This is a genomic window from Pseudotabrizicola sp., assembly GCF_030684215.1.
Taxonomy (GTDB): Bacteria; Pseudomonadota; Alphaproteobacteria; order Rhodobacterales; family Rhodobacteraceae; genus Pseudotabrizicola.
Map to the genome: position 1 here is coordinate 38,433 of NZ_JAUXOV010000024.1, position 12,994 is coordinate 51,426.

Annotated in this window: 13 protein-coding genes; 7 read left to right on the forward strand and 6 right to left on the reverse strand. The window is 63.9% G+C overall.

Annotated features, from left to right (window positions below):
• The 3 genes from Q8K08_RS03120 to Q8K08_RS03130 all read right to left on the reverse strand — a co-directional run bounded on the left by Q8K08_RS03120 (nt 1) and on the right by Q8K08_RS03130 (nt 2,928).
• Nucleotides 1–1,470 carry an efflux RND transporter periplasmic adaptor subunit gene (locus Q8K08_RS03120; protein WP_305249178.1) on the reverse strand — a complete coding sequence of 490 codons (1,470 nt, stop codon included), beginning with the start codon at nt 1,468–1,470 and terminating at the stop codon, nt 1–3.
• Between the two features lie 94 nt (nt 1,471–1,564).
• On the reverse strand, nt 1,565–2,107 hold the full coding sequence (gene moaB / locus Q8K08_RS03125; protein ID WP_304798328.1) for a molybdenum cofactor biosynthesis protein B: 543 nt from the start codon (nt 2,105–2,107) through the stop codon (nt 1,565–1,567).
• Entirely contained in the window at nt 2,104–2,928 is an 825-nt protein-coding gene (locus Q8K08_RS03130; RefSeq protein ID WP_305249179.1) for a uracil-DNA glycosylase family protein, read from the reverse strand. The genes moaB and Q8K08_RS03130 overlap by 4 nt, the downstream gene beginning before the upstream one ends.
• Nucleotides 2,929–3,049: 121 nt before the next feature.
• On the opposite strand from Q8K08_RS03130, the gene Q8K08_RS03135 reads away from it, so the two are divergent.
• Genes Q8K08_RS03135 through plsY form a run of 5 tightly spaced genes read left to right on the forward strand, consistent with a single transcriptional unit; the run spans nt 3,050 to nt 6,853 of the window.
• Entirely contained in the window at nt 3,050–4,012 is a 963-nt protein-coding gene (locus tag Q8K08_RS03135) for an aspartate carbamoyltransferase catalytic subunit (RefSeq protein WP_304798360.1), read from the forward strand.
• Nucleotides 4,009–4,533, forward strand: a complete 525-nt coding sequence (locus tag Q8K08_RS03140; protein WP_304798321.1) for a hypothetical protein — start codon at nt 4,009–4,011, stop codon at nt 4,531–4,533. Before Q8K08_RS03135 ends, Q8K08_RS03140 begins: the two co-directional genes overlap by 4 nt.
• A complete protein-coding gene (locus Q8K08_RS03145; RefSeq protein WP_305249180.1) occupies nt 4,530–4,943 on the forward strand; it encodes a hypothetical protein in 414 nt (137 codons plus the stop codon). The genes Q8K08_RS03140 and Q8K08_RS03145 overlap by 4 nt, the downstream gene beginning before the upstream one ends.
• 26 nt (nt 4,944–4,969) lie before the next feature.
• Nucleotides 4,970–6,247, forward strand: coding sequence for a dihydroorotase (gene pyrC, locus Q8K08_RS03150; protein ID WP_305249274.1), 1,278 nt, complete (start codon nt 4,970–4,972; stop codon nt 6,245–6,247).
• The gene (gene plsY / locus Q8K08_RS03155; RefSeq protein ID WP_305249181.1) at nt 6,248–6,853 is read left to right on the forward strand and encodes a glycerol-3-phosphate 1-O-acyltransferase PlsY; all 606 of its coding nucleotides are present in this window, start codon (nt 6,248–6,250) and stop codon (nt 6,851–6,853) included.
• A 213-nt stretch (nt 6,854–7,066) separates the two neighbouring features.
• On the opposite strand, the gene Q8K08_RS03160 is transcribed toward plsY, so the two are convergent.
• The 3 genes from Q8K08_RS03160 to Q8K08_RS03170 form a co-directional block, all read right to left on the reverse strand.
• Entirely contained in the window at nt 7,067–8,413 is a 1,347-nt protein-coding gene (locus Q8K08_RS03160; RefSeq protein ID WP_305249182.1) for a glutamate--cysteine ligase, read from the reverse strand.
• Between the two features lie 114 nt (nt 8,414–8,527).
• Entirely contained in the window at nt 8,528–9,076 is a 549-nt protein-coding gene (locus Q8K08_RS03165) for a hypothetical protein (protein WP_305249183.1), read from the reverse strand.
• Nucleotides 9,073–9,801: a 16S rRNA (uracil(1498)-N(3))-methyltransferase gene (locus Q8K08_RS03170; RefSeq protein ID WP_304796502.1), complete on the reverse strand. Its 729-nt coding sequence runs from the start codon at nt 9,799–9,801 to the stop codon at nt 9,073–9,075. Before Q8K08_RS03170 ends, Q8K08_RS03165 begins: the two co-directional genes overlap by 4 nt.
• 12 nt (nt 9,802–9,813) lie before the next feature.
• Between Q8K08_RS03170 and ubiA the strand changes: the two genes are divergently transcribed.
• The gene (gene ubiA / locus Q8K08_RS03175; protein ID WP_304796488.1) at nt 9,814–10,794 is read left to right on the forward strand and encodes a 4-hydroxybenzoate octaprenyltransferase; all 981 of its coding nucleotides are present in this window, start codon (nt 9,814–9,816) and stop codon (nt 10,792–10,794) included.
• 106 nt (nt 10,795–10,900) lie between these two features.
• Nucleotides 10,901–12,967 (forward strand): OmpA family protein, encoded by a 2,067-nt coding sequence (locus tag Q8K08_RS03180; protein ID WP_305249184.1) that lies wholly within the window; start codon nt 10,901–10,903, stop codon nt 12,965–12,967.
• Nucleotides 12,968–12,994: the final 27 nt, after the last annotated feature.

Genomic DNA, 12,994 nt, shown 5'->3' on the forward strand with positions numbered 1-12,994 from the left:
CTAGCCCCCCATCCGGCTTTCAAGCCGGGCCACGACCTGCGCAGGCACCTGATCTTGCGCCAGCTGCTCCAGCATCCGCGCCTTGGCCTCCTCAGGCATACGGTTGTTGCCTTCGACAAGCGCGATCAGACCGGCTCGGCGCTCGGGTGTCAGAACAACTGTCTCGGCCACTTGCGCGGGCGCCACAGTCGCGGCACTTGCGCCCGGACGGATCGGGTTGATCCGAATGCCCGCGCCCAGCAGTGGCGAGCGTTCAAGGACCACCTCGCGCCCGGCAATGGCGCGCACATCGACAATCACATCATCGCCCTGCCGCCGCAGAACCGGCACCACCTGAGCCTCAAGACGGTTATCAGCTCCGACCAGCAAGACACCGCCCCGGCTGTCCACCGCCGTCGCAGGCAGCAGGGCCATGCCCTCCACTTCCGGCTCGGCAATGGTCACGGTCACGAAATCACCGGGCCGAAACCCGCGTGCGCTATCCAGTGAGGCATAGATCAGCCGCCCCGTGGCGCCTTCCCCCACAGCCGCCCCCACGCGCTCCACCCGGCCAATTGCAACAATTTCCGCCCCCAACACATCCAGAGACACGGTGACTGGCGCAGAAATCAGACCGCCCTGCGCATCCAGCAGGCGGGAAAACTGAGCGGTGGACAGGCGGAACGACACTTCCAGCCGGTCGGGGTCAATCAGTTCGGCCAGCCGCTCATTGGCACCGACCAATCCGCCCGCAACCACAGTCACGCCATTCAGACGCCCGGTGAAACTGGCGCGAATCTCGGTATCAGCCAGCGCGCGTTCGGCCTCGGCCAGTGCAATGCCCGCCCGCGAAAGACTGGAGATCGCCTGATCTACCCGCGCCTCGGCCTGTGCCAGGGCAGACCTGCGCGACAGCACCGCCTGTTCCGCAGAAGACAGTGCCAAAGCAGCCGTTTCCACCGCCGCGGGGGAACCGACACCCCGGCGCTGCAAATCCTCTTGCCGGGTCAAGGCCTGCCCGCGCAGGCTGGCCTGCGCCTGCGCCGCAGCCAGATCATCGCGCGCAAGCACCAGACCGCGCTCTGCGTCGCGCCCCTCGGCTTCGGCATCGCGCAGGCCCGCCTGCGCCAGATCGCGCGCCGATGTGGCGTCAACCGGGTCAAGCCGCACAAGAACCTGACCTTCGGTCACGGTTGCGCCATCCTCAACCCCCGGTGCAATCTCCAGCACCCGTCCGCCCCGCGGCGCGCGCAATTCCAGCGTGCGGCGCGACCGTATTTCGCCAAAGGCGACAGTCTGAGGCACCACAATCCTCGGTGTCACCGTCATTACATTGGCTGAAAACACACGTTCCCGCGCGGGCTGACCCGGTCTGTCGGTTGACAAACGGTCAGACACCGCCCCCGCGATCATACTCGCCGCAAGGGCCAACAGCCCGAGAGTCAGGGCGGCCAGAAACAGGCCAGTCAGAGAGCGCGCCAGAAATCGCATAAAAGCTCCGGATTAAACCACAGGCTAACAGTAACGCGGCCCGACCTTTCGTCCAACCACAAGGGTGTTACGCCGAAGCCGCACGCATCCGTCGTTATTTCCGGCGGTGATGTTCGTCGAGCCTTGGAAATATCTCGACAAAATTGCAGGGGCGATGGCGGAAATCCAGCTGCCAGCGCAAAATCTCGTCCCAGGCATCGCGGCAGGCACCGGGGCTTCCGGGCAGCGCAAACAGATAGGTCCCACCAGCCACGCCACCACAGGCGCGGCTTTGCACCGCCGAGGTGCCGATTTTCTGCATCGAGACGATGGTGAACACCGTGCCAAACGCCTCGATTTCCTTTTCATACACATCTCGGTGCGCCTCGACAGTTACATCGCGGCCTGTAAGACCGGTGCCCCCCGTGGTAAGGATCACATCAACGTTCTTGTCGGCGATCCACGCCCGCAACTGGCCAGCAATCAGATCGCGGTCATCGGTAACAATCCCCCGCGCGGCCAACAAATGCCCCGCCCCGGTCAGACGTTCCACCAGCGTATCACCAGAGCGGTCATCGACGACTGTGCGGGTGTCGCTCACCGTCAGCACCGCAATGCGCACCGGGATAAACTCTTTGCTCTCGTCAATCCGGCTCATTGTGCCAATCGCGCCTCCAGCGCCAGCAAATCTTCCCACGCTTCACGCTTTGCAATCGGCGTGCGCAACAGGCTGTCTGGGTGCAGCATTGGCAACAGCGGGCGGCCAAGCGCCTGCGTCCATTGCCCGCGCAAACGCGCCACCCCCCGTGTCTGCGTCAGCGCAAAAAGGGCCGCATTGCCCATGGCTACGATGAAATCGGGCGCGGCCAATTCGATGTGGCGCTCGACAAAGGGGCGCATCATCGCGATATCGCCGGGTGTGGGTTCACCATTACCCAGACAGCGCCACGGCAAAACGCCAGTCAGATACAGGGCGTCACCGGGAAGCGCTGCTGCGCGTGACAGGCCGATCGCCTCAAACATCTCGTCCAGCAATTGCCCTGCCTGCCCGACAAAGGGCCGCCCCTCACGGTCCTCATCCGGGCCGGGCGCTTCACCAAGGATCAGCACCCGCGCGCCCGGCAGACCGTCAGCAAAGACCAGATTGCGCGCGCCCCGGCGCAAATCGCAATGGGTGAAGGCGTCAATCGCCGCGCGCAATTCCGCCAGCGTGCCGGCGCGTGCGGCACTTGCGCGGGCTTCGGCCACCGCATCCACCTTTGGCGTGTCAATCACAGGCGCAGGCGCAGCCGCCCGCCGCACAGCCACAGGGGCGGTCGTCGTCGGGGCCACAACGGGTACAGGCTTGACCGGATCCGCCAGCTCATGGCGGTTTATCGGATCATCCAGCAGCCATTCGTCGATGCCAAGATCGATCTGCCACAGCAGTGCCGCATGCGATGCGTGCCAATCGGCCAGAATGTCTTGTGCGATTCCCATGGCGTGCAGGCTAGGCCCGCAACCCCCCGCCTGCAAGAAGCGGTTCTCCGTTGCCCATCCTGCGCCCCTTTGGCATAAGCACGTCATACCCGCAGGCCCATAACCCGCAGCAAGGAGACCCCTGATGTTTCGCGCACGCCATCTGCTGGGAATCGAGCATCTGTCGCCGCAAGAAATCCTTGCCATTCTGGATCTGGCAGATCGCTATGTCGATCTGAACCGCCGCACGGTAAAGCAATCCGACGCGCTGGCGGGGATGACCCAGATCAACATGTTCTTTGAGAACTCCACCCGCACACAAGCCAGCTTCGAGCTGGCAGGCAAGCGGCTTGGGGCAGATGTGATGAACATGGCCGTCGCGCAAAGCAGCGTCAAAAAGGGCGAGACTCTTATCGACACCGCGATGACGTTGAACGCGATGCACCCCGATCTGCTGGTGGTGCGGCACGGGTCAAGCGGGGCGGTCAACCTTCTGGCGTCAAAAGTGAATTGTGCTGTGCTGAACGCGGGCGACGGGCGGCACGAACACCCGACGCAGGCGCTTCTTGATGCGCTGACCATCCGCCGCGCCAAGGGTCGCATCCAGCGTCTGACAGTGGCGATTTGCGGCGATATCGCACATTCACGCGTTGCGCGGTCCAACCTGATCCTGCTGGGCAAGATGGAAAACCGCATCCGCCTGATCGCGCCCCCCACCCTGATGCCAGCGGGCGTGGGCGAATTTGGCTGTGAGCTGTTTGACGACATGCGCAAGGGGCTGGACGGAGCCGATGTGGTGATGATGCTGCGCCTGCAACGCGAGCGCATGGATGGCGGCTTCATCCCGTCCGAGCGCGAATATTACCACCGATACGGGCTGGATGCCGAAAAGCTGACCCATGCAAAGCCAGATGCCATTGTCATGCACCCAGGCCCGATGAACCGCGGGGTCGAGATAGATGGCGAACTGGCAGATGACATCAACCGATCCGTGATTCAGGAACAGGTCGAAATGGGGGTTGCCGTGCGGATGGCTTGCATGGACCTCTTGGCCCGCAACCTGCGCGCCGACCGTGGCGCAAAAGCCGCTGGGGTCATGGCATGACCGACCCGCTCGCCATTCCGGTTGGGCCAGAGCGCTCGGTATGGGTTTTCGCCATCGACCTGCCCGAGGATGAGGCCGCAAGCTTTGCAGGCGACCCTCTGTCTGACGCCTTGGGCGCAGATATCCTTGACCCCACCCAGATCGAACTGATCGACGCCGACACCTTCACTGAATACGGCCTGTCGCGCTATCTGGCCGAAGGTCAGGGCATCGCCGAAGACAGCCTCGCCCCTGACACCACCACGCTGAACGCCCTGCGCGGCCCGCTTTTGCTGGTGTTCCGCCCTGCCTTGGGTCAGGGCCGCCTGTCGCCACGCGCCCCCCTGCGTCTGATCGGACGGTATTTTGAGGTGCCCTCGCCCGCGCGCACCGGGATGACAGGCTATGACGCCGCCGCTGATACCATCAACCTGCCCATGAAAAAGCGTCCCTCTGACGCGGCCATGTCAGGACGGGTGGCCACCGTGGTTCTGATCCTGCTGGCGATATTTGTCGCCCTGTTCATCTGGGGGGCCGGATGACCGCGCCCATTTTATCCGAAGGCGAAACCCTTGTCGCAACCTTTACCCCAGACCGCCTGACCTATTGGCGCGCGCATCTGATCATGGCAATCGCCTTGGGGGCGGCAGTCGGGCTGGTTCTTTTGTGGCAGGGCAACCCCTATCCGGTTATGGGGCCGATCGGTGCGGCCCTCGCCATCGCCGTGCGTGCGCTCTATGTTGCTTCCGAGGCGCTTGGCGACCTGTGGACTCTGACCGACCGCCGCCTGATTGGTCCGCGTGGCCTGACCTTGCCCCGCGCCCAGATCACCACCGCGCGCCCTTTCTTTGGCTCGGTGCAGGTGATCACCGCTACGGGTGACAAGCATCTGATCAAATACCTCGCTGACCCCGCCGCCGACGCGGCCCGCCTGACACAGGCGCTGCGATGACCCTCACGCTGCACAAAGGCCCCGCGATGACCCTGTTTTTGGAAAACGCCCGCATCATCGACCCCGAGGGCGATACCGTCACCACCGGCAATGTGATCCTGCACGCAGGCCAGATCGCCGCCATCGGCGCGGCATCTGCCCCCAAAGGCGCGCAGGTCATCGACTGTGGCGGCGCCTGCCTTGCGCCGGGCATCATCGACTGGGGCGTGAAGATCGGCGAACCCGGCGAGCGGCACAAGGAATCTTTCCGCTCTGCCGGGCTGGCGGCGGCCGCAGGCGGAGTCACCACGATGATCGCCCGGCCCGACACCACCCCCGCCATCGACACGCCAGAGGTGCTGGAATTCGTGACACGTCGCGCAGCGGAAGCGTCAGCCGTCCGTATCCGCCACATGGCCGCGCTGACCAAGGGTCGCGACGGACGCGAGATGACCGAGATCGGCTTTTTGCTGGATGCAGGTGCCATCGCCTTTACGGATGCCACCCGCGTCACCACCGACCCAAAGGTGCTGTCGCGCGCGCTGACCTATGCCCGCAGCCTTGGCGCGCTGGTGATCGGCCATCCGCAGGAACCGGGGCTTTCACTGGGCGCCGCCGCCACCAGCGGCAAGTTTGCGTCTCTGCGCGGCATCCCGGCAGTGCATCCGATGGCCGAACGCATCGGGCTGGACCGCGACCTTGGCCTGATCGAGATGACCAGTGCGCGCTATCACGCCGACCAGATCACCACCGCCCGCAGCCTGCCTGCGCTGGAACGCGCCAAGGCCAACGGGCTGGACGTGACGGCAGGCGTCTCGATCCACCACCTGACGCTTAACGAATTCGACGTCGGCGATTACCGCACCTTCTTCAAGCTGACGCCGCCTTTGCGGTCCGAAGATGACCGACTTGCGATGATCGACGCGGTGGCCTCGGGCCTGATCGACGTGATCGGCAGCTTTCACACGCCCGCAGATGAAGAATCCAAACGCCTGCCATTTGAGGATGCCGCAAGCGGTGCGGTGGGTCTGCAAACCCTGCTGCCCGCCGCGCTGCGCCTGTGGCACGCGGGCCAGCTGACCCTGCCGCAACTGTTCCGCGCTCTGGCGCTGAACCCCGCCCGCCGCCTTGGGCTGCCGCAGGGCCGCATGGCCGAGGGCGCACCCGCCGATCTAGTGCTATTCAACCCCGACACGCCCTTTGTGCTGGACCGTTTCGCGCTGGCATCAAAGTCAAAGAACACCCCCTTTGACGGCACCCGGATGGAGGGTAAGGTTCTGGCCAGTTTTGTCGATGGCCGACAGGTTTACGGAGCCGCATCCTAAATGCCCGATTTCTCCTCCGCCCCGATGCTGTTGTTGCTGACCGCAGCCCTTTCTTATCTGCTGGGATCGATTCCCTTTGGCATCGTGATCACCCGCGCGCTTGGCTTGGGTGATCTGCGCAAAATCGGCTCGGGCAATATCGGAGCCACCAATGTGCTGCGCACCGGAAACAAACCCGCAGCCCTTGCGACCCTGTTGCTGGATGCGGGAAAAGGCGGCATCGCCGTCCTGTTCGCCCGGGCACTGGTCGGGCCGGACGCCGCGCAGGTGGCAGGGCTGTTTTCCTTTCTGGGCCACCTGTTCCCGGTCTGGCTGGGGTTCAAAGGCGGCAAGGGCGTGGCCACCTTCCTTGGCACGCTGATCGCGCTGGCGTGGCCCGTGGGCGTTGCAGCCTGCGCCACATGGGCCGTGACTGCCGCGATCAGCCGGATCTCGTCGCTGTCGGCGCTGGTTGCTGCTGCCCTGACCCCAGTTTGGCTGGCGGTGCTGGGCTACCCGCAGATGACCCTGCTGGCCATCGCACTAGGCGCGCTGATCTTTGCGCGCCACAGCACCAACATCGCCCGGTTGCGCACCGGCACCGAACCAAGGATCGGCCGCAAATGACGCGGCCTGCGCCCAGCGGCGATCCGCTGCACCAGAGTTGATCCGATAGAGCGGCTTGCGCCGCAGGTTTTTTATCTCGTCGCGCGGGCTGCGCCGCGTCTCCTCAGTTGTGCGCTCCGCGCGGGAGTTTTTGGCAAGCAGCAAATTTGCGCATTGCTGCTTGAGAAATACTCCGGGGGGGGGGCGCACAGCGCGGGGGGGCAGCGCCCCCCCTCAGAGGCTGGTCGCCTGATAGATCGGGGTCAGAGAATGCTGCCAGTCAGTCTGATACAGGCGCAGCAGCCGGTCGGCTTGAACTTCTTTGGTGGCGAGGGCGGTGTGAAGCGGGGCCAGATAGGTTTCTTCGCCCAAGCCCCGCGCCTTCAGGCCCGCTTGGGCAAGATCGACCGCTGCGTTTGCCAGGCTTTCCAGCCGGACGCCGTTTGCTGCGCCCTTCAGCGCCGAGACCGAGGCGGCGACCCGCAGCGCCTCGCGTGTTTCCGTGTCGAGGCCCTTGACCAGATCCCAGGCGGCGTCCAGCGCACTGTTGTCATACATCAGCCCGACCCAGAAAGCGGGCAGAGCGTTGATATGGGCCTCGTCGCCGCAATCGGCCCCGCGCATCTCAATGTACTTCTTGACGCGCGCTTCGGGGAAGACGGTCGTCATATGGTCAGCCCAGTCGGACAGGGTAGGCTTTTCTCCCGGCAGCGCAGGGAGTTCGCCGCGCAGGAAATCGCGGAAAGACTGGCCCAAAGCGTTGATATAGCTGCCGTCGCGATAGACAAAATACATCGGCACATCCAGCACCCAGTCGACATAGGCCTGAAAACCGAAGCCTTCCTGAAAGGCAAAGGGCAGCATTCCGGTGCGGCTGTCATCCAGCCCGCGCCAGATCCGGCTGCGCCAAGAGCGGTGGCCGTTCGGCTTGCCATCAAAGAACGGACTGGAAGCGAAAAGGGCCGTTGCCACAGGTTGCAACGCTATCGCCACCCGCAGTTTTTTCACCATATCGGCCTCGGACGCGTAGTCGAGGTTCACTTGCACGGTAGAGGTGCGATACATCATCTGGGTGCCATGGGTGCCCACGCGGCCCATGTAATCGGTCATCAGCCGATAGCGCCCCTTTGGCATCACCGGCATCTGTTCGTGGCGCCATTCGGGCGCAGCCCCGATCCCCATGAATCGCACGCCCATTGGGTCGGCAATGACGGCAACTTCGTCAAGGTGATTGCGAAGTTCCGCCGCAGTCTCGTGCATGTTGGTCATCATCGCGCCGGACAATTCAAACTGCCCGCCGGGTTCAAGGCTGATATTCGCGCCATTGCGTTGCAGGCCGATCACATTGCCGCCTTCGCGCACGGGTTTCCAGCCAAAGCGCGTCTCCAGCCCCGCAAACAGGGCCGAGATCGACCGGTCGCCCGCGTAGGGCAGCGGCGCGTGGCTGTCGGTCAACCAGCCGAACTTTTCATGCTCGGTGCCGATGCTCCAGTCGGTCTTGGGCTTGCAACCAGACTCCATCAGCCCCGCCAACTGGTCAAAACTCTCGATCACACCGCCGCCGGATTGTGGAATGGACATGGACTTCAGGCTCCGGCTGGGATCAGGGTTTTGCGGGTTACAGGTGTCTTGCGCCGCGCGGCAAGTCAAGACGGCGCGACGCACCACAGGCGACATATCACAAAAGCGTATCGGTTATTCGGTCGCCATGACCGACCCATGCCCACGGCGGCGCCAGACCAGACGGTTCTCACCGCCCGCAATCACAGCACGGCTGTCCGCTCCGGCTGGCGGCTCAAGCGCGGTGACCAGATCGGCGCTGGACATGCCGGGCAAAGCGGAAAAGGCATCAAACAACGCCTCTGAGCCCGCCGCCTCGACCGGGATCAGCAGGGTTTGCCCGTCAGCTTGCTTAAGCCGCCACAGCCGCCGCCCACGCATCCCGATCAGGCGCAATTCGATAAGGTCGCGGAGCGACACGAAGCCGCCAACCTGCGGACCCATATAGGCGACTTGCCCTTCATCGACCTGCACCACGCCTGGCGCATCGCCCGGCGTGGCAAAGCGCAAGCGCCGCCATGCCAGCACCGCAAGCGCCACGCCCGCCAGACTGATACCCACGCCCAATGGCACCAGAAGATAGCCCCCCAGACGGATCAGCCACAGTCCAAGCATCAACACCAGACCGCCCAGGCCAACCTCGCGCCAGCGCCACAGCGCCGCTTGCGCCTCGGGGCGGATCATCGCCAATCCCCCACCGCCGCCTGCCACAGAACCAGCGCCGCCACCGCTGCCGTTTCCGCGCGCAAGATGCGCGGGCCAAGGCTGATCGGGCGAACAAAGGGCAAAGCCCGAAGCTGCGTTTTTTCAGCGTCTGAAAATCCACCCTCCGGGCCGATCAGAATGGCCGAAGGCGTCCCCGCATCAATGATCCCCGTCAGGGTGGAAGATCGGCCCGCAAGCGCCTCATCCGCCCAAAGCAGCACGCGCCCCTCGGGCCAGTCTGCCAGCCGCCGGTCAAGAGGCTGCACATCATCCACCCTTGGCACAAAGGTTGCGCCGCATTGCTCGGCAGCTTCGATGGCATGGGCAAACTGCTTGTCCTGCCGCCAGCGCTCCGACTGGGTAAAGCGTGTTGTCACCGGCAAAAGCCGCGCCACGCCCAGTTCAACCGCTTTTTCAACGATGAAATTCGTGCGCTCTTTCCTGATCGGTGAAAACAACAGCCACAGATCGGGCGGCAAGGCCAAGGGCCGGGTCTGCGTTTCGCAGACAAGAACCCCACGCCGCTTGCCCACATCCGCCACCCGCGCAAGCCACTCGCCATCCACCCCATTGAACAGCGCAACCGCCGTCCCTACGGCCAGACGCATCACCGCAAACAGATAGGTTGCCTGCTCGGGGCCGACCGCCACGGCTTGCCCCGCGCCCAAGGGCTGTTCTACATAGAGTCTTACCTTAGCATCCATAGGCATCAAGCTATGACCCAAATCCCGGAAACGCCAGAGGCCGCGATCAAGGTTGCGCAAAGCGCTGTGGCGGATGCGGCAAAGAACAATTGGGTCGACAGGATCGCACCCGCGCCCACCCGGCCCTATCTGCGACTCAGCCGGGCCGACCGGCCGATTGGCACGTGGTTGCTGCTGATCCCTTGCCTGTGGGGGATTGCGCTGGCTGCGGCAGTCGACAGCTACCGGATGTGGGATCTGTGGCTAATGGGCAGTTGTGCGGCGGGCGCCTTTCTGATGCGAGGGGCGGGCTGCACATGGAACGACATCACCGACCGCGAATTTGATGCGCAGGTCACACGCACAAGGTCGCGGCCGATTCCCTCTGGTCAGGTATCTGTGCGGCAGGCTGTCATCTGGATGGGGGTGCAGGCACTTTTGGCGGCGGTGATCCTGTTCAGCTATAACGGGCTGGCCGTGCGGCTTGGCGTGGCCTCTTTGGTGCTGGTGGCGATCTATCCTTTTGCCAAACGCTTTACCTGGTGGCCGCAGGTTTTTCTGGGGCTGGCCTTCAACTGGGGCGTGATTCTGGCCTGGGCGGCCCATGCGGGAACAGTGCCCCCCGCGGCGCTGGCGCTTTACGCCTCGGGCATCACCTGGACCCTGTTTTACGATACGATCTATGCGCATCAGGACCGTGAGGATGACGCGCTGATCGGTGTCAAATCCACCGCGCGGCTCTTTGGCACGCATACCGGGTGGTGGCTGAAGCTGTTCTTACTGGCCACGGTGGCTTTGATGGCGCTGGCCGTGATGATGGCACTGCTGCCCGCGCGCGATCCGCTGCAACTGACGGTAGCACTTGCCGGGGTCTGGGCCTTTGGCTGGCACATGGTACGGCAGATGGCACGGCTGAATGTGGATGACCCGGCCTCTTGCCTCGCCGAATTTAGGGCAAACCGCGATGCCGGGCTGATTGCTGCGCTGTTTCTTGCCGCCGCTGCATGGCTGTGATTGATCCCCGGCCTTTGGGCTTTTAAGACACGGCATGGCCCGACGCTAAATGTCGGCCTGATTCCAAGCCCTGCCCTGTGTCGGCGGGCCCAGACGGGAATATGACTTGCCCAAGCGCCTGCTTCACGCCACCTCCGGGTTTGTAACCAACACCCGTGCCCGGCTTCGCGGTGGCGAGCTGCCGCATAGCCTTATCGCGCTTGCTGCCGTGTCTGGCGCAGGCGTAGTGGCCGCATTGGCCGCATGGGCCTCTGCCGTGGTGATCGAACAGCGGTCCGAGCAGGCGGTCACCTCCCGTTTGCTGGACGCCGGGATCACTTGGGCCACGCCACAGGCTGACGGGTTGCAACTGCACCTTATCGGCACCGCCCCGAATGAGGCCGCGCGCTTTCGCGCTGTCAATCTGGCCGGGTCGGTCATTGACGCCTCGCGCGTGCGCGACATGCTGGAGGTTACCCCGGTCAAGGCGATTGAGGCCCCGAAGTTCTCGGTCGAGATGTTGCGCAACGATGATGGTATCCAGCTGATCGGTCTGCTTCCAACCAGCGATTCGGCCGAAGCCCTGCTGGCCGAGGCGCAATCCCTGCGCACCGATGGTGCAATTTCCGATATGCTGGAAACCGCCGATTACCCCGCGCCAGAGGGCTGGGACGATGCCTTTGCCTTTGGAATGCAGGCCATAAAGCGCCTGCCACGGTCCAAGGTGTCAATCTCGGCTGGGCGGGTCGAAATCACCGCCATCGCAACCAGCGCCGAAGAACAGCGCCGCCTGATGAACGAATTGAACGCCGCCAAACCTGCCGCGTTGCAGGTCGCCATCGACATTTCGGCCCCGCGCCCGGTTCTGACCCCGTTTACTCTGCGCTTTGTGCTGGACGGCAGCGGTGCGCGCTTTGATGCCTGTTCTGCCGATACCGACCGTGCCCGCACCCGCATTATTGCCGCCGGGGCCGCCGCCGGGGTAGCGGGCCGCCCCAGTTGCACGGTTGGCCTTGGCGTGCCGACACCAAGCTGGGGTGATGCAGTCGCCACCGGGATCACCGCCATGGCATCACTTGGTGCCGGGACCATCACCTTTTCCGACGCAGACGTCTCGCTCGTGGCCGCCGACACGGTGTCGCAATCCGATTTTGACCGTATCGTGGGCGAGTTGGATACGGCCCTGCCCGATGTCTTTTCGCTGACCGCAACGCTGGAGCGGAAATCCACCTCTGCGCTTGGCCCGGCCGAGTTTACCGCCACCTTGGCCGCAGATGGCCGGGTCGAATTGCGGGGCCGGGTCACGGACGAGCTTTTGCGTGAAGCCGCCTCCAGTTACGCGAAAGCCCGTTTCGGTGTCGGCAATGTCTATACCGCCACCCGGATTGATGATGACCTGCCCGATGGCTGGCCCGTTCGGGTGCTGGCCGGGCTGGAAGTCCTGAGCGAACTGACCGAAGGAAAGCTTCTTGTCCGCTCTGATACCGTTGAAATCGAAGGCGTTACGGGCTCGCAAATCGCGCGCAGCCGCATTTCGCAAGTGCTGTCCGACAAACTGGGTCAGGGTCAGACCTTTAAGGTTTCCGTCCGCTACGACGAAAAGCTTGACCCGCTTGCCGCGCTGCCCACGCCACAGGAATGCGCGGCCGGGGTCAGCGCGGTGCTGACAACGCGTAAAATCACTTTCCCGCCCGGCTCTGCCGAAATCGATGGCCAGACTGCCGGAATCATGGATGCCTTGGCCGAGGTGCTGGAAGATTGCCCATCCGTGCGGATGGAAATTGCAGGCTATACCGACAGCCAAGGGTCAGACAGCGGCAATCGCGCGCTGAGTCAGGCCCGCGCCGATGCAGTTCTGTTGGCACTGCAAGGGCGCGGTGTTACGATCGAGGCACTGAAGGCCACCGGCTACGGCGAGGCAAACCCGATTGCAGACAATGCCACCGAAGCGGGCCGTGAGGCCAATCGCCGCATCGAATTTGTGCTTCTGGATCAGCCCCAACGCGCTGCGGTCCTGACCGATACTGCCGAGTCTGACTCTTCGGGCAATCAGGCCACAGAGTCGCAAAGCTCTGCACAGATCAACGCCACAGAAGATTCAGCCACGCTGGACTTCACTGACGATGACAGCCCCTCCGTTGCCCCGGCAGAAAAGACCGCCCGCCCCCTTGCGCGACCGGCGCGTGGCGGCTAGGCCATGACAAACGTCTGAGCAATGGCC